Annotated in this window: 13 protein-coding genes; 8 read left to right on the forward strand and 5 right to left on the reverse strand. The window is 65.2% G+C overall.

The window, feature by feature from the left end:
- Positions 1-219 precede the first annotated feature (219 nt).
- From trpD to lexA, 5 genes are all read left to right on the forward strand, one after another.
- Positions 220-1,212 carry an anthranilate phosphoribosyltransferase gene (gene trpD / locus U5A89_RS11390; RefSeq protein WP_338161239.1) on the forward strand — a complete coding sequence of 331 codons (993 nt, stop codon included), beginning with the start codon at positions 220-222 and terminating at the stop codon, positions 1,210-1,212.
- Positions 1,209-2,000 (forward strand): indole-3-glycerol phosphate synthase TrpC, encoded by a 792-nt coding sequence (gene trpC, locus U5A89_RS11395; RefSeq protein WP_338161240.1) that lies wholly within the window; start codon positions 1,209-1,211, stop codon positions 1,998-2,000. Before trpD ends, trpC begins: the two co-directional genes overlap by 4 nt.
- On the forward strand, positions 1,997-2,470 hold the full coding sequence (moaC, locus tag U5A89_RS11400; RefSeq protein WP_338161241.1) for a cyclic pyranopterin monophosphate synthase MoaC: 474 nt from the start codon (positions 1,997-1,999) through the stop codon (positions 2,468-2,470). The genes trpC and moaC overlap by 4 nt, the downstream gene beginning before the upstream one ends.
- A complete protein-coding gene (locus tag U5A89_RS11405) occupies positions 2,467-3,645 on the forward strand; it encodes a molybdopterin molybdotransferase MoeA (RefSeq protein ID WP_338161242.1) in 1,179 nt (392 codons plus the stop codon). The genes moaC and U5A89_RS11405 overlap by 4 nt, the downstream gene beginning before the upstream one ends.
- Positions 3,646-3,714: 69 nt before the next feature.
- On the forward strand, positions 3,715-4,392 hold the full coding sequence (lexA, locus tag U5A89_RS11410) for a transcriptional repressor LexA (protein ID WP_338161243.1): 678 nt from the start codon (positions 3,715-3,717) through the stop codon (positions 4,390-4,392).
- Here lexA and U5A89_RS11415 read toward each other — a convergent pair.
- Positions 4,389-6,524, reverse strand: coding sequence for a ComEC/Rec2 family competence protein (locus tag U5A89_RS11415; RefSeq protein WP_338161244.1), 2,136 nt, complete (start codon positions 6,522-6,524; stop codon positions 4,389-4,391). The genes lexA and U5A89_RS11415 overlap by 4 nt on opposite strands.
- Before the next feature lie 69 nt (positions 6,525-6,593).
- On the opposite strand from U5A89_RS11415, the gene gltX reads away from it, so the two are divergent.
- Positions 6,594-8,015 carry a glutamate--tRNA ligase gene (gene gltX, locus U5A89_RS11420; RefSeq protein ID WP_338163023.1) on the forward strand — a complete coding sequence of 474 codons (1,422 nt, stop codon included), beginning with the start codon at positions 6,594-6,596 and terminating at the stop codon, positions 8,013-8,015.
- A gap of 20 nt (positions 8,016-8,035) precedes the next feature.
- Positions 8,036-9,322 carry a citrate synthase gene (locus U5A89_RS11425; protein ID WP_338161245.1) on the forward strand — a complete coding sequence of 429 codons (1,287 nt, stop codon included), beginning with the start codon at positions 8,036-8,038 and terminating at the stop codon, positions 9,320-9,322.
- A gap of 63 nt (positions 9,323-9,385) precedes the next feature.
- On the opposite strand, the gene U5A89_RS11430 is transcribed toward U5A89_RS11425, so the two are convergent.
- The 4 genes from U5A89_RS11430 to U5A89_RS11445 all read right to left on the reverse strand — a co-directional run bounded on the left by U5A89_RS11430 (position 9,386) and on the right by U5A89_RS11445 (position 13,461).
- Positions 9,386-10,765 carry a sensor histidine kinase gene (locus U5A89_RS11430; protein ID WP_338161246.1) on the reverse strand — a complete coding sequence of 460 codons (1,380 nt, stop codon included), beginning with the start codon at positions 10,763-10,765 and terminating at the stop codon, positions 9,386-9,388.
- Positions 10,762-11,859, reverse strand: a complete 1,098-nt coding sequence (locus tag U5A89_RS11435) for a hypothetical protein (RefSeq protein WP_338161247.1) — start codon at positions 11,857-11,859, stop codon at positions 10,762-10,764. The genes U5A89_RS11430 and U5A89_RS11435 overlap by 4 nt, the downstream gene beginning before the upstream one ends.
- 48 nt (positions 11,860-11,907) lie before the next feature.
- The gene (locus U5A89_RS11440) at positions 11,908-13,074 is read right to left on the reverse strand and encodes a hypothetical protein (protein ID WP_338161248.1); all 1,167 of its coding nucleotides are present in this window, start codon (positions 13,072-13,074) and stop codon (positions 11,908-11,910) included.
- Positions 13,075-13,158: 84 nt separating this feature from the next.
- Entirely contained in the window at positions 13,159-13,461 is a 303-nt protein-coding gene (locus tag U5A89_RS11445; protein ID WP_338161249.1) for an Hpt domain-containing protein, read from the reverse strand.
- Positions 13,462-13,541: 80 nt separating this feature from the next.
- Here U5A89_RS11445 and U5A89_RS11450 point away from each other — a divergent pair, with 80 nt between their 5' ends.
- Positions 13,542-16,217 (forward strand): coiled-coil domain-containing protein, encoded by a 2,676-nt coding sequence (locus tag U5A89_RS11450; RefSeq protein WP_338161250.1) that lies wholly within the window; start codon positions 13,542-13,544, stop codon positions 16,215-16,217.
- Positions 16,218-16,219 lie beyond the last annotated feature (2 nt).

Below are 16,219 nucleotides of genomic sequence, written 5' to 3' on the forward strand. Positions count from 1 at the left end.
CCGCGCTATTATGGCGATATGTGCTCCCGCGAAGGCGGGAGCCCAGTTCCGACCTAGCATACGTCGCTAACGGCGGAACTGGAATCCCACCTTCATCGCCACCGCTTTTCCAATATGTCCGAAATAGGAAATCATATTTCGAAATGAGGGGGAAAAGTGCGAAGTTAAGCGCGACCACCCCCTCGACACTCCCGCCCCCCGCCGACTAAGGCAGGTGCGATGAGCCGCCTTCCCGATCCTTCCAGCCCGCTTGCTCCAGACGCCGCCGCGCTGGCGTTCGACCTGCTGTTCGACGCCGACCTGACCGACGCGGATATCGCCGATTTCCTGGTCGCCATGGCCCGGCGCGGCGAAACGGCGGTGGAGATCGCCGCCGCCGCCCGCGCCATGCGCGCGCGCATGATATCGGTCAGCGCCCCTACTGGCGCGATCGACGTCTGCGGCACCGGCGGCGATGGCCACCATACGCTGAACGTCTCGACGGCCGTCTCACTCGTCGTCGCAGCATCGGGCGTCCCCGTCGCCAAACATGGCAACCGCGCCGCCTCGTCCAAGGCCGGCGCTGCCGATACGCTCGAAGCGCTGGGCCTGAACCTGGACACAGCCGCCGCCACGGCGGAAGCGACGCTGGCCGACCTCGGCATCTGCTTTCTGTTCGCGCAAAATTATCACCCGGCGCTCAAACGCCTCGCCCCGATCCGCCGGGCGATCGGCGAACGCACCATCTTCAACCTGATGGGGCCGCTCGCCAATCCCGCCAATGTTCGCCGCCAGCTGGTCGGCATCGCCCGCCCCGCCTATGTCCCCATCTATGCGCAGGCGCTTGCCGAACTGGGTGCCGATCGCGCGATGATCGTGTCGGGCGATGAGGGACTGGACGAATTGTCGCTGGCGGGCGGCAACGACATGGCCGAAGTCTCGGCCGATGGCGTCGTCGCCATGCGCCGCCTGAGCGCCGCCGACCTTGGCCTTTCCACCCACCCGGTCGAAGCGATCCGGGGCGGCGACGCCGCTCATAACGCCGCCGCCCTGCGCGCCCTGCTCCAGGGCGAAACCGGTCCCTATCGCGACGCCGTGCTACTCAATGCCGCCGCTGCCCTTGTCGTGGCGGACGCGTCCCATGATCTGCGCGAAGGCGTGGAGGAAGCCGCCGAAACCATCGACCGTGGCCTTGCCAACGCCCTTCTGAATTGCTGGATTGCCTATTCATGACCAACAAGCTGATCGAGATTTGCGATTTCAAGCGCGAGGATGTCGCCCGCCGCCGCGCCGCGACCACCGTGTCGGCGCTCCACGCCCGCGCCAGCGAACAAACGCCGCCGCGCGGTTTCCGCCGGGCGCTGGACGCCACCGCCCTGTCCGGCTTCGGCCTGATCGCGGAAGTCAAGAAGGCCAGCCCGTCCAAAGGCCTGATCCGCGCCGATTTCGATCCCCCCGCCCATGCCCAGGCCTATGCCGCGGGCGGCGCGGCCTGCCTGTCCGTCCTGACCGACGAACCCTATTTCCAGGGCCATGACGATTATCTGATGGCCGCCCGCTCCGCCTGCGCCATTCCCGTGCTGCGCAAGGATTTCATCGTCGATCCCTGGCAGGTGCTGGAAAGCCGCTCGCTGGGCGCAGACGCCATTCTGATCATCGTCGCCGCGCTGGACGACGGCCAGATGCAGGAGATTGAAGACGCCGCGCTGGGCCTGGGCATGGACGCCCTGATCGAAGTGCATGACGAAGCGGAACTGGAGCGCGCGCTCAACCTGCGCTCCCGCCTGATCGGCGTCAATAACCGCGACCTGCGCGATTTCAGCGTCGATTTCGCCCGCACTTATGAACTGGTCGGCAAAGCGCCCGAAGGCTGCACCTTCGTTGCCGAAAGCGGCCTCACCAGCCATGCCGATCTGACCGCCATGGCCGATCATGGCGTGCGCTGCTTCCTGGTCGGTGAAACGCTGATGCGCCAGGCCGATGTGGAAGCCGCGACCCGCAATCTGCTGACGGGCGCATGAGCGGCCTCACCCATCTGGATGCAGACGGCGCGGCGCACATGGTCGATGTCTCCGCCAAGGCGGTGACGGCGCGCGAAGCCGTCGCGTCCGGCCGCATCGGCATGAGCCGTCAAGCGGCCAGTGCCATCGCCGACGGTCTGGTCAAGAAGGGTGACGTCCTCGCCGTCGCGCGGGTCGCGGGCATCATGGCCGCCAAGCGCACCGCCGATCTCATCCCGCTGTGCCACCCGATCGCGCTCAGCGCCGTGACGGTCGATTTCGATCTGGATGCCGATGGCGTTACCGTCACCGCGACGGCCCGCACCGCAGGCCAGACCGGGGTGGAGATGGAAGCGCTGACCGCCGCCTCGGTCGCGTTGCTCACTATCTACGACATGGCGAAGGCGCTGGACAAGGCGATGGTCATCGGCGCGATCCAGTTGGAGGCCAAGACCGGCGGCAAGTCCGGCGACTGGCGCCGCGCGTCATGAGCCTGCTGCCGGTGGCGGAAGCGCAAGCGCGCCTGTTCGCACTGGCCCGCCGCCTTCCGATGGAAGTCGTGCCGATCGCAGAGGCGGTCGGCCGCTGGCTGGCGCAGGATTTGACCGCGCTGCGCGACCAGCCCTGGGCCGACCTTTCCGCGATGGACGGCTATGCGGTCCGCGCTGCCGAACATCCCGGCCCCTGGCGCATCACCGCCGAAAGCGCAGCAGGCGCAGCGTCACAGGCACCGCTGGAACCGGGCCACGCCTCCCGCATCTTCACCGGCGCACCCGTGCCGCCGGGCGCCGACGCCATATTGATCCAGGAAAATGCGACCCGCGACGGTGATCGGCTGATCGCCAGCGACGATCCGCTGGTGCTGGGCCGCCACATTCGCACCGCTGCATCCGACTTCGCGAACGGCGCAGTTCTGCTGGAAGCAGGCAGCCGCCTTGGCCCCGCCCAGATCGCACTGGCCGTATTGGGGGGCCATGGCACGGTGCTGGTGCGCCGCCGTCCACGCATCGCGTTGCTGTCCACCGGCAACGAACTGGTGCCCCCCGGCGCGCCCACGCCGCCGGGATTCCTGCCCTCGTCCAATGCGCCGATGCTGGCCGCTCTGCTCTCGGCCCTGCCTTGCGAGGTCATCGATCTCGGCATCGTGCCCGACGATATTGACGCCATGGTCGCCGCGATCGAGCGCGCAAGCAGCGCCGACATCATCGTGTCGACCGGCGGCGCGTCAGTCGGCGACCATGATCTCGTCCGTCCCGCCTTCGTCCAGGCAGGCGGGGCGCTCGATTTCTGGAAGATAAAGATGCGGCCGGGCAAGCCGCTCATGGCCGGACGCTTGGGCGAATCGCTGTTCCTGGGCCTGCCGGGCAATCCCGTCTCCGCCTTCGTGACGGCCACGCTGTTCCTGCTGCCGCTCATCCGCCATATCGGCGGGGCGCGCGATCCGTTGCCCCTGTTGACCGATGCGCCGCTGGCGTCGCCGCTGCCCGCGACAGGCGACCGCGACGATTATCTGCGCGCCTGGCGCGGGCCGGACGGCATCGTATCCGTCACCTCGCAGGACAGCGCCGCCACCGCCGCCATGGCGAAGGCGGACTGCCTGATCCTGCGCCCGGCTGGGTCGCCCCCGGCGGAACCGGGGACGCGCGTCTTCATCCTGCCGCTCTGATGCGCGGAACGCTTGACTAACCTTCATCTGTTTCCTATGCGTTCCTCATACGTTCCACGGAGGACCGCAATGTTGACGCCCAAGCAGCAGGAATTGCTGAGCTTCATTCAGACCCGATTGGACGAAGGCGGCGTGTCGCCCTCGTTCGAGGAGATGAAGGACGCGCTGGACCTGCGATCCAAGTCCGGCATCCACCGCCTGATCAACGCGCTGGAAGAACGTGGCTTCATCCGCCGCCTGCCCAATCGCGCCCGCGCATTGGAAGTGCTCAAGCTACCCGACGCCATGCATCGCACGCCGACGCCCGCCCCCGTGATCGCGCTCAAGCCCAAGGTGTCGGCCTCCATCCCGATCGCCGCCAATGACGTGATCGAAATCCCGATGCACGGTCGCATTGCCGCAGGCGTGCCGATCGAGGCGATGGAGGGGCAGACGATGCTCTCCGTCCCTGCCGCGCTGCTCGGCGCGGGCGACCATTATGCGTTGGAAGTCTCCGGCAATTCGATGATGGAAGCAGGCATCCTCGACGGCGACTTCGCTCTGATCCAGCGCACCGACGTCGCGCGCGAAGGCCAGATCGTCGTCGCCCTGATCGACGAGGCGGAAGCGACGCTCAAATATTTCCGCCGCGAAGGCGCCCGCGTCCGACTCGATCCTGCCAACAGCGCCTATGAACCGCAGGTCTATGACCCACGTCAGGTGCGCATCCAGGGTAAGCTGGCGGGCCTTCTGCGCCGCTATAATTAAGGCGCAAATGCCCGGGATCGTCGCGTCGGACGCACGATCCAGGGATGGGCGTCACCGGGACGATGGACGGTGTGAACTTCGCCATTGCGTAGACTGATGGATAGGCCACCGGTGCGCGCCAGCAACCGGCGGTCTATCTTCATCCAGCGCGGGCGGCACCAGCGCGGCAGGCCACGATCGCTGACGACGATATCGGCCGCCGCGCAATCCCGCGCAAAGTCGCGCCGCGCGATCAACACGTCGCTCCGCGTAAAGAGCAACCGCCAGCGCCGCCCTTTTCCGTCCTTCACCCCAACGGCACACAGATCGCGCGAACAGCGCGCGTCCGGCAAATCCGCAATCGCCGCCAGTTCGCCATCATAGCCCGCGCTTTCGGACAGCACGTCCCGCACATAATCCCCTGCTCGATCCCGCAGGATCGCCATACCCTTCCCGGTACGCACCGCCACATGCCGCCCATCGCCTGTAATCAGAATATCGGGAGGAGATGCCAGAAATGTTGCAATCACGCCCACCAGGACCGGCCCGACTCCCAGCCATCGCCACCCCGTCCGCCACAACAGGCACCACAGCAGACCCAGAACGGTTATCCCGAACAGTCCCATGCCCATGGTCGGCGCCAGCAAACTCGCCATCGGGCTGGCCGCCACCCCATGGGCGAGCAACAACAGCAGGTTCAATGCCTGGGCCGTCAACCACCAGGCAGGCGCGCCCAGTCCCACGACATCCAACGCCAGCGCCAACGCCTCCAGCGGCATAACGACGAAGGTGGTGAGCGGGATCGCGATCAGATTGGCGAAAGCGCCGAGCAACCCCGCCTTGTGGAAATGGAACAGCGCGATCGGCATCAGCACCAGTTCGACCGCCACGCCAGTCGCAAAGGTTACCGCCAAAGCCCGACCGAACTTGCGAAGCCGCCCCTCGTCCCGCGCCGCTGCAAAGGCGCGAAACCGGGGATGCTCCGCCAACGCCACCAGTGCAGTGACGGCGGCAAAGCTCATCTGAAAACTTGGCCCTGACAAGGCTTCGGGCCACAGGACCAGCACCACCAGTGCGCCTGTCGCCACCAGCCGCAACGTCACCGCATCGCGCCCCATCGCCAGCCCAGCCAGCACCAGCATCGCCGCAACGCACGACCTTACCGTCGGCACCTCCGCGCCCGTCAACAGCGTATAACCGATCCCGGCCAACGCCCCGCCCGCCGCCGCAATCAACATCAGCGGCCAACCCAGCGCCGCCCTTTGGCTCAACGCCATGACCCGCATGAGCAGGAAGATGACCGCCCCGATCAACGCCGTCACATGCAACCCGCTGATCGACAGCAAATGCGCCAGCCCGCTACGCCGCATCGCTTCCGCATCGGCTTCGGGAATCGCGCCCTGGTCTCCAGTGGCGAGCGCCGCAGCGATCCCTTCCGCCGGGCCATCGACCTGCGCCAATATATGGCCGAACAAACGTGTCCGCAGCGGCTCGGACGCGGTCGATGGTTCCAGCACCTCGACCGGCTTCAGCGCCTTGCCGGTCGCGCCAATTCCTTGAAAATAAGCGCGCGCCGCAAAATCATAGCCGCCCGGCACGCTGGGCGGCGCTGGCGGCATCAAGCGTACGCGAAAGCGAATCCGCGCGCCCTCGCCCAGTCCCGTCGGTATATCGGCGTCGGCGATGTTGACGCGTATCATCCTCGGCAAACCGGGCGCATCGACGGGTCGCAGCATCACCCGCACCATCGCCTGCGCCGGCACCGGCCGCACCGCCGTCACATCGCCGGTCACCTGTACGAAGGTCGCGCGCCCAAGCGGCGGCTGCCCCCACAAAGTCGCCTTGCCCCAGACCAGCAGGCATCCCATGCAAGCTACTATTGCGCCCGCGACAATCATCCGCCGCAACCGCCCGCCCATGGGCAGCATCACGCCGACGCAGGCCAGCGCCAAAGCACAACAGCAAAAGGCCAACCAGGCCATCGCGTTGGGCAGGATGAACCAGGCCGCAATGCCGCCGCCCAGCGCGATCGGCACCCAAAGGCCGATCTGTTCCCGCTCCCGTTCCAGCCAATGTTCGATCGCCTCCACCCCACGCCGCGCCAACGCCGACGGCCTCGCGCGAAGCGAGGTTTGTCGTGGCTCTAAAGCCATGCTAGGGGGCGTCGAAATCATAGGTCAGCAAGGCGAATGTCAGGGAATATGACGGCAAGTGCAACGGGAATGAACAAGCCGGTGGTGACCCGTTTCGCCCCGTCGCCAACCGGGTTCCTGCATATCGGCGGCGCCCGCACCGCGCTGTTCAACTGGCTGTTCGCACGCCACCATGGTGGCAAGTTTCTGCTGCGTATCGAGGACACCGATCGCGCCCGTTCGACGCAGGACGCCGTAGGCGCTATTTTCGACGGGCTGGACTGGCTGGGACTGGGCGGCGACGAACCTGCCATCTTCCAGTTCGAACGCACGCCCCGTCATGCGGAAGTCGCCAACCAGCTTCTGGAAGCCGGTCACGCCTATCGTTGCTACGCGACACCCGAAGAATTGGCAGAACTGCGCGAACAGCAACGCGCCGCCAAGCAGCCGATGCGCTATGACGGCCGCTGGCGCGATCGTTCGCCCGAAGAAGCGCCCGAAGGCGCGCCATTCGTGATCCGCATCAAAGCCCCGCGCGACGGCGAAACGGTGATCGAAGACGCCGTACAGGGCCGCGTCGTCGTGCAGAATGCGGAGCTGGACGACATGATCCTGCTGCGGTCGGACGGCACGCCGACTTATATGTTGGCGGTCGTGGTGGACGATCATGACATGGGCGTCACCCACGTCATTCGCGGCGACGATCATCTTAACAACGCCTTCCGTCAGCTCAGCATCATCAAGGCGATGAATTGGGAAGAGCCGATCTACGCGCATATCCCGCTGATCCACGGGTCGGACGGCGCCAAACTGTCGAAGCGCCACGGTGCGTTGGGCGTCGATGCCTATCGCGACGATATGGGGATGCTGCCCGAAGCGGTGCTGAACTATCTGCTGCGCCTGGGCTGGGGCCATGGCGATGAGGAAATCATCTCGATCGCTCGCGCCATCGAACTGTTCGACATCAGCGGCGTCGGCCGTTCGCCGTCGCGTTTCGATATCAAGAAGCTGGAAAATCTGAACGGTCACTATCTGCGTGAGGCGGATGATGCACGTCTGGCCGGACTGGTCGCGCCGCTGGTCGAGCGCCGCCTTGATATTAGATTGTCGGATACCAATCTGTCGCTCTTGACCCAAGCGATGGCGTCGCTCAAGCCGCGCGCCAAGAACCTTAATGAAATTGCGGAGGGAGCAGAGTTTCTGTTCAAAAATTGCCCGCTCGATTTTGACGAGAAGGCCTCCGCTCTGCTAGACGACTCCGCGCGCGTGCTGCTTCAAAAGACAGCCGACGCTTTCCAGCCCGTTCAGTCCTGGACGGTAGAAGCGATCGAAGATGTCATACGCCGCGTGGCAGAGGATGCCGGTCTGGGACTGGGCAAGGTTGCGCAGCCGCTTCGTGCGGCGCTGACCGGGCGCACCGTCTCGCCGGGGATTTTCGATGTCCTCTTCCTTTTGGGGAAAGAGGAGAGCTTGGAACGACTGACCCATGTGGGGCACGCATCGGTCGGTTGATGGGACTCAAGGAGAACAATATGTCGGATAACAATGCCACTTTGACCGTCGGGGCCGATGCGAAGGACTATGCCATCATGGACGGCACGGTCGGCCCGCAGGTCATCGACGTGCGCAAGCTGTACGCCAATACCGGCATGTTTACCTATGATCCGGGCTTTACTTCGACCGCCAGTTGCGAATCCGGCCTGACCTATATCGACGGCGACGAAGGCATTTTGCTCCATCGCGGCTATCCGATCGGCCAGCTGGCCGAACAGTCGAGCTTCATGGAAGTCTGCTATCTGCTGCTGAACGGCGAACTGCCCTCGAAGCAGGAACTGAGCGACTTCACCACCACCATCACGCGCCACACCATGGTGCATGAACAGCTGTCGGCCTTTTTCCGCGGTTTCCGTCGCGATGCGCATCCCATGGCGATCATGGTCGGCGTCGTCGGCGCGCTATCGGCCTTCTATCATGATTCGACCGACATCAACGATCCCGAACAGCGCCGCATCGCGAGCCATCGCCTGATCGCCAAGATGCCGACGATCGCCGCCATGGCCTATAAATATTCGGTGGGTCAGCCCTTCGTCTATCCGCGCAACGACCTGAGCTATACCGCCAATTTCCTGCGGATGACCTTCTCGGTCCCGGCGGAAGATTATGTTCCCGATCCGGTGATCGTGGACGCGATGGACAAGATTTTCATCCTGCACGCCGACCATGAGCAGAACGCGTCGACGTCGACCGTGCGTCTGGCGGGTTCGTCGGGCGCCAACCCGTTCGCCTGCATCGCGGCCGGCATCGCCTGCTTGTGGGGTCCGGCGCATGGCGGCGCGAACGAAGCGGCGCTCAACATGCTGCGCGAAATCGGCACCGTCGATCGCATCCCGGAATATATCGCCCGTGCTAAGAACAAGGACGATCCGTTCCGCCTGATGGGCTTTGGCCATCGCGTCTATAAGAATTACGATCCGCGCGCGACCGTGATGCAGAAGACGGCGAAGGACGTGCTGGAGAAGCTGGGCGTCAACGACCCGGTCTTCGACGTTGCCAAGGAACTGGAGCAGATCGCTCTCAACGATCCTTATTTCGTCGAGAAGAAGCTCTACCCGAATGTCGACTTCTATTCGGGCGTTATCCTCTCGGCCATCGGCTTCCCGACCGAAATGTTCACCGTGCTGTTCGCCCTGGCCCGCACCGTCGGCTGGGTGGCGCAGTGGAACGAAATGATTTCGGACCCAGCACAGAAGATCGGCCGTCCGCGCCAGCTCTACACCGGTCCTACCGAACGCGATTATGTGCCGGTCGGCGAGCGCTGATCGGTCACTACAACACGATGAAGAACGGCGCCCACGCGGCGCCGTTTTTTTGCCTTGCGCCCGTCAGTCGCCCCCCGGCAAGGACAGGATGAAGCGCGCGCCCTCGCCCGGTGCGCCGCCGATGCGGATGTCGCCGTTCATGGCCCGGGCAAGGCGGCGGGAAATATAGAGGCCAAGGCCGCTACCACCGGCATCGTCACGGCCCAGCCGCTCGAATTTCTCGAAGATGCGTTCGCGATCAGCCGGGGCGACGCCCTGCCCCTGATCGATCACCGCGATGCGCGCCTGCCCGCTTTCCCATTCGGTCGCGATGCGCACCTGCGTCCCTTCGGGCGCGTAGCGCACGGCGTTGCCGATCAGGTTGACCAATATCTGCAAAATCCGTCGAAATTCGCCGATCGCGGGCAGTTTGGCGTCTGGCGCAGGGGCGATGATGGTGATGCGTCGATCCAGCGCTTTGACCGTCAGCAGGCCTGCGGCGCGGCGTCCCAGATCGGCCAGGTCCACCTCTTCGGCGATCACACTGAAATCGGGACGGTCGATTGCCTGCAGATCAGCAAGGTCATCGACCAGAGCCATCAGATGCCGCCCCGCCGCGGCGATATCGCTGGCGTAACCGGCATAGTCGGGCCGCAACGGGCCTTCCAGTTGCGCACTGATCGTGTCGGCATTGGCGATGATACGGCCCAAAGGCTGGCGCAGCGACCGATCGAGCCGCCGCCCAAATTCGGCAGGGTAAAGCGCGAGGGGCGCTTCATCCACCAGAGGCGCCGCTACCGCCCGGTGCAGCGGGAAGGCCGTGCCGCTATAGCCGGTCAATTGCCCGGCCTGATCGAACATGGGAAAGGCCGACAGGCGATAGCGGGAGGATGTGTCGCTCGCCAGGACGGCCAGTTGGTCTTTGAACGCGCGACGCTGGGCAAAGCCGCGCAGCATCGCCATGTCGCCATCGCTATCGGCTTCCAACTGAAAATAGCTGGAAAAGCGCGCGCCCGGAACAGGCGGGCTTGTGGGCAGGGCGCCGCTGTCGCCCTGTCCTTCCAGCACCATCTGGAACCGCAACTGCGTATCGATCTGCCAGGTCCAGCCATCGGCGAGCGCCGCAATATCGGCGTCGCGTCGTCCGTCATCGGGCGGCAGTGGCGTGGCGGGCCGTTCGCGCCAATCCACGACTGACAGGCTGACGCCTTGCGCGTCCGGCTTGGCCCGCACCCACATATCGATGTCGCCACGCTGCGCCGCCGCGACCACCGGCCGCGACACCAAAACGCCCAGTCGCGCCGCAAGCCGGGCGATCGCCACCAGTTGCGGCACGGCAAATGGCGCGCCCACGTCCGCGCCTGCTTCCTGCTGCAACGCCAGCAATGGCGCGTCGGCGGTCAACAGGCGGCCGTCAGTCGACAGGGCCGCGCGAATGATCGCAGGATGCGACGGCAGGGTCATAGGCTGATCACCGCGCGCAGATGATCCAACTTGGCGCGGAATGCAGGCGCGGTCCGTAGTGCCCTGATCATGCCATCCGCCTGATCCTCGCTCAGCGCCTGATAGCGATCCGCTTCCGCGACCATCGCAGCGTCGGTCAGATTCGGGCGTACTGGCCGCAGCGCCAGCAGGAGATGACGATAATCGGCATCCGATCCCCCCAATGCGCGGCACAGCGTCCCAACCTGCGCCACTGGTCCCGTAACCAACATGGTCACGACCTGGCTGCTGTTCATCCGCAACCGCCGCGCCGCGACCGCCGCAAAGGGCAGGAAACGACGCTGTGCCAGTAATTTGCCCAGCAGATCCGGCGTATCGGCCTGCACATCCATATGCCGCACCAGCCGGTCCGCCTGCGCGATGGGGCATGTCGTTTCGTCATGGTCGGCCAATAAAGCCCAACCCGCGCGATCGACAGCGGCGAGCAAATGCGCACCGTCCTCCACCATCGTCCGCTGCGCCACCACGGTCAGGCAGGCGGCGACCGTCCACATCAGTTCGGCAAAATGTTCGGCCGGCAGATCGGGCTTCATCGGGGCATCTTCGCCGCCCATGGCAAGCCAGCGGCCCTCTGCCAGAGCCAGCGCGGATAGCGCATCGCCCAACTGACTGTCTTCGGATGAGATAAATCCGTCATCCGGCTCACCCAGTTGCTCGACATCGGCCTGGCCGAACTGACGGAGCATCATCGTCACGGCGGCGCGCATTTCCATGGTCGCCAGCAAAGCAGGGCCGATCAGCGATGGTTGCGCGCGTATCATCGCCCAGGCGACGGGCGCTGGCGAGCGGTCCAGCACAGCGCCGACATCGGGCGTATGCGCCACCGCCAGGCGCAGGGCCATTTCGATCGATGTAATGCAGCCGCCCAGATGCCGACGCGTCTCCGCGATCAGCGCGTCGTGCCGCGCTTGCCCGTCGTCAGGAAAGAAAAAAGCCAGATCAACGGCATGGCCGACGGGCACGGCGGACATGCCTGCCATGACACGCGCCATAGGCCAGCTGCCCGCCATGGTCGTGCCGGTAAAGGACGAATAGGCGCTCATGCCGACGAGCATATGCGCACGTCCTTAAAATGCACTAAACCCTGACCGAGAAAAAATCGCTCAAACGGGCTTTCTGAGCAGAATGGCCCCGACCGATGCGATGGCGAGCAAAATGGCGACGCGAAACCCGCTCGCCATCGCACCGACCAAGCCCGCAAATATCAGTATCAGCGCCGCCGTCCCCGGCGTGAATATCATCCATGATCGCGCCGACGCGGCCCTGCCCCAGCGATCGGCCACCATCAAGATCGCCAGCAGCAACGCCAGATCAGCGGCCAAGGTCGTACCCCCGGCAAAGACGATCCCCGCCAGCACCATCGCCGGTGCGCCGAAAGCGAACCACCCCATGGACGGCGTCCGCAGCGCGAGGGCGCCCAGCCTATCGCTGATTTCCGACAAGAGCAGCGCGCCAATCAGAAGAGCAAAGCCCGTCAACGGCCAGCCCAGCTCGATCGGCACCAATGCCACCGCGCCAAGCGCGATCGCGGCAATCCGCACCTGCAGGCTTGGCACCTGCATCCGCATCAGGGGCGGGCTGACGATGCGCGCCAGCGGGGCCAGCAGATAATGTTCGATACCGCCGCGCGCATGCGTCCGCGCCGTTCCGGCCGCCGTGACAGCCAATGCCACCAGATCGGCCTGAGCCTGACTTTCGACCATGGCGACCCGCCCTTCCAGCAGGTCGTCCTGCGGCACGGTCATGCGCCTGGCGCCCTTTTGCACGGCGGTGCGCACCAGGGTCAGTGCCAGATCCCAATCGCCGATCATGTCGAGCGTACCGAACAACAGGTCGGGGCTGATCCGCGCCAGCCCAGCCCATCGCTGTCCGGCATCGATCCGCTCGAACGGCGCGCTGGCGCGACTATCATCGGTGACCAGCATGACATTGCCGTCCGCCGCGCCGATGCCGTCGAAATGCGCCTGCGACACGATCGCGCCATCCGCAACCAGCACCACGTCGCTATCGCGCGGGGCGTCCCGCACCATCGACACCATGTCCCGCACCAGCGCTACCGCGATCCCGTCGGCGCTCAGGCGGTCGACCGCCTGGGACAGGGCGGGCGTGATCACGCTCACCAATATCATGATCCGATCGGCCCCCGCCTGTGCCGCCTGTCGCGCCTGATATTCCACCAGCGTCTGCCCGGCGAAATACAGGCTGGCCCGCAGCCCTGCGGGCGAATCGGCCGATGCGCGACTGGCGCTTAGAATAGCGGCGAAACTCATATCGTTACGATGACGGACCCGATTGTTGTGCGACGACCTTTTCGCAAGCTGGGACGCTTCACGCAAGCAACGCTTTTACCCCCGTCAGCCCTGCTCCAGCGCCGCCAATGCCACGCGCAACCGGCGCAGGACGCGCGGGTCGCCCGGCGCAGCCTCCGCCGCTTCGTCCGCCAGCGCCATCAGGGCGGTCAACCCGAAGCTGGCGGCCAGACCTTTCAGACGCCAGGCGGCCAATTCCCAATTCGCATCGCACCGCGCCCGCGCCAACAGATCGACCTGCCGCGCGGCGCTTTCCATGAACGCGACGCGCAGGTCGGCTATCAACATGGTATCGTCGCCGACGGCGGCCGCCAAAGCAGCGTGAAGAGCGCCAGGATCATAGGACATGGCGACAAACGCTATCGGGCTTGCGTTAAGTTTTGGTAACAGGGCATTTGCGCGGACGGAAAAGATGCTAGGATAGCGACATGACAGGGGGCAGCACCATCGTCGAGTTCTGGCGAGACGAACACACCGCGACCGGCAACGCGTCGCAGACCGATGACGTTTTGCTGTTGCAGCAGGCCGTTCTCGACATAGACGACGGCGATCCGGCGGAAGGGATCGGTGACGACAGGCTGAAGTCCTTGCGATGGGCATTGCTGGCGCTGGGCATCGGCTGGGTGGGTTTCGCCGGTTGGGCAATGGTCGCGTCGGGCGATATCGCCAATGGTGGCCCCTCGGCCTGGACCGATGGCGTCGTCACATTAGTGTCCCCCCTCATCCTGCTCGGCGTCGTCTATCTGCTTCTGGTCCGCAACAGCCGGTCCGAATCGCGGCGCTATCTCGACACTGCGCGCGCATTGCGCACCGAAGCGGACCTGCTGGAATTGCGGCTCGGCCGCATCACCAGCCAGTTGGAAACGGCGCAGCGGGCGATGCAGGATCAGGCCGAACTGCTCGACAGCTATGGCGCGGCCGCCAGCAGCAATATGGAGGCGTCCGCCGAACTGATCGCGGGCCGCGCCCAGACCACGGCGGATCGAGCGGAAACCGCCGAACGCGCCGCACTGGCGCTGGTCGCGCGGATGGACATGCTGATCGGGTCGATCCCCGAACTGGAAGATCGCACCAGCCGCATGGCCGCCCAGATGATGGACAATGGTCATGCGCTGGGTGAACGGATCGACACGCTGGAGGCGCGCCTCCATGCTTTGGCCGAATTGTCCGACGATGCGCGCGCCCGCACGCTGGCGGCGACGAAAAGCCTGTCCAGCCAGTTGACGCAATTGCAGGAATTGACCCGGTCGGCGACGCAGGAAGTCAACGGCATGGCCGATATTGCCGTCGGGCGGATCGACGCCACCGCGCAAGGCGCGCGACAGGCGATGGACCGCAGCCGCCAGGAGATCGAAGCCCATGCCGCCGCGCTGACGACCCTGGTCGATGCGGCGCAGGCCGGTGTCGCAGAAACCAGTATGCAGGTGCGCGAGACGCTGACCGGGGATCTGGACGGCATGGAAAGCGATTTGCGGTCGCGCCTGGAAGCGACGCTCCAGATCGTGCGCAACGGGCTGGCAACGACGGACGAAGGGCTTTCGCGTCGGGCGGACGCGCTCCAGGCGCTGGTGACTGCTGCCCAGTCCGGGATCGGCAACGCCAGCGAAGAGGCGCTCGCCACGCTGGAACGCGATATGGAGGCGATGGAAACCGATCTGCGTCGTCGCCTCGACGCCGCATTGCAGCGCGCGCAGGAAACGCTGGCGATCACCGATGGTGGCCTGAGCAGCCAGACCGCTACGCTCGACGCCCTGATTGCGCGATCACGCGAAAGTCTAACGGCCATTGGCGACGAAACGGTCGCTGGCCTGAGCGATGCGATCAGCGATGTCGAAAACCGACTGCATCAGGTGGATGGCATGATCGACGGTCAGCGCAGCTTGATGTCGAACCTGCATGACAGCCTGCAGGACACCATTGCAGCGACCGAAAGCCGCTTTGCCGCGCTGGAGGACAGCGCACTGGCCCGTGGCGAGCGCCTGACCGGCGCTCTGGTCCGGATGACAGACGAGACGCTGCGGATCGACAAGGCGCTGGCGACGGGGGGCATGACCGCCGAAAAGCTGATCGGATGCGCCGAAACCTTGCTGGTTGCGCTCGATTCGAGCGTGCGCGAGTTGGACGAAACCTATCCCGCCGCGCTCGAACGGTTCGACGCCCGGATGGAGCAGAGCCGCGCTTTGCTGGGCAGCGCCGCACCGGAGATGGAACGGCTGGAGGCCATATCCGAATCGCTGGTCGGGCGTGCGGCGGAAGCGGAAGACATGCTGCGCGGTCAGGGCAGTCGCCTCACCGAATGGCTGGAAAGCACGCAAAGCGGGCTGGAAGCGAATCGCGCCTTGGTAGAACGGCTGCGCACGACACTCGACGCTGCACATCAGGACGCGACACGGATCACGGAAGGCGCCGGGCCGCTGCTCGTCACCGCCCTGTTGCGGGTCAAGGATACGGCGGATCAGGCTGCAGAACGCGCGCGTCAGGCGCTGGGTCGCGCCATTCCCGACGCAGCCCAGCAATTGGCGCAGGCGAGCGACGAAGCATTGCAGGCCGTCATCGGCGAGAAGGTGACTGCGCAAATCGAACAGGTCGCCCGCGTCGCCGAAGAGGCGGTCAAGGCCGCGCATCAGGCGTCGGAACGGTTGACGCGTCAGTTGCTGACCATCGCCGACACGAGCGCCAGCGTCGAACAGCGGATCGAAAAGGCGGAGCAGGCGTCGGAAAATCGCGATCGCGACCATTTTGCGCGACGATCGGCCTTGCTGATCGAATCGCTCAACAGCACCGCCATCGACGTTGCCAAGATACTGTCCAACGACGTTACCAATTCGGCCTGGTCCGCTTATCTGAAGGGCGATCGCGGTGTCTTCACCCGCCGTGCGGTAAAGCTGCTGGATGCTGGGGAATCGCGGGAGATCGCGCTCCATTATGACGCTGATGCGGAATTCCGCGATCATGTGAACCGCTATATCCATGATTTCGAAGCGATGCTGCGGATCATCCTGTCCGCGCGCGACGGCAATGCGCTCGGCGTCGCTGTCCTGTCTTCCGACATGGGCAAGCTCTATGTCGCGCTGGCGCAGGCGATCGAGCGGCTGCGGCAATAAGC

It is taken from the genome of Sphingobium sp. HWE2-09, assembly GCF_035989265.1.
In the GTDB taxonomy this organism is placed as follows: domain Bacteria; phylum Pseudomonadota; class Alphaproteobacteria; order Sphingomonadales; family Sphingomonadaceae; genus Sphingobium.

Bases quoted from the DNA above. Each gene is read 5' to 3' on its own strand.
- U5A89_RS11405 (WP_338161242.1), top strand. From the start codon at position 2,467: ATGAGCCTGCTGCCGGTGGCGGAAGCGCAAGCGCGCCTGTTCGCACTG.
- moaC (WP_338161241.1), top strand. From the start codon at position 1,997: ATGAGCGGCCTCACCCATCTGGATGCAGACGGCGCGGCGCACATGGTC.
- U5A89_RS11445 (WP_338161249.1), bottom strand. From the start codon at position 13,461: ATGTCCTATGATCCTGGCGCTCTTCACGCTGCTTTGGCGGCCGCCGTC.
- trpD (WP_338161239.1), top strand. From the start codon at position 220: ATGAGCCGCCTTCCCGATCCTTCCAGCCCGCTTGCTCCAGACGCCGCC.
- lexA (WP_338161243.1), top strand. From the start codon at position 3,715: ATGTTGACGCCCAAGCAGCAGGAATTGCTGAGCTTCATTCAGACCCGA.
- U5A89_RS11435 (WP_338161247.1), bottom strand. From the start codon at position 11,859: ATGCTCGTCGGCATGAGCGCCTATTCGTCCTTTACCGGCACGACCATG.
- gltX (WP_338163023.1), top strand. From the start codon at position 6,594: ATGAACAAGCCGGTGGTGACCCGTTTCGCCCCGTCGCCAACCGGGTTC.
- trpC (WP_338161240.1), top strand. From the start codon at position 1,209: ATGACCAACAAGCTGATCGAGATTTGCGATTTCAAGCGCGAGGATGTC.
- U5A89_RS11415 (WP_338161244.1), bottom strand. From the start codon at position 6,524: ATGGCTTTAGAGCCACGACAAACCTCGCTTCGCGCGAGGCCGTCGGCG.
- U5A89_RS11430 (WP_338161246.1), bottom strand. From the start codon at position 10,765: ATGACCCTGCCGTCGCATCCTGCGATCATTCGCGCGGCCCTGTCGACT.
- U5A89_RS11440 (WP_338161248.1), bottom strand. From the start codon at position 13,074: ATGAGTTTCGCCGCTATTCTAAGCGCCAGTCGCGCATCGGCCGATTCG.
- U5A89_RS11450 (WP_338161250.1), top strand. From the start codon at position 13,542: ATGACAGGGGGCAGCACCATCGTCGAGTTCTGGCGAGACGAACACACC.
- U5A89_RS11425 (WP_338161245.1), top strand. From the start codon at position 8,036: ATGTCGGATAACAATGCCACTTTGACCGTCGGGGCCGATGCGAAGGAC.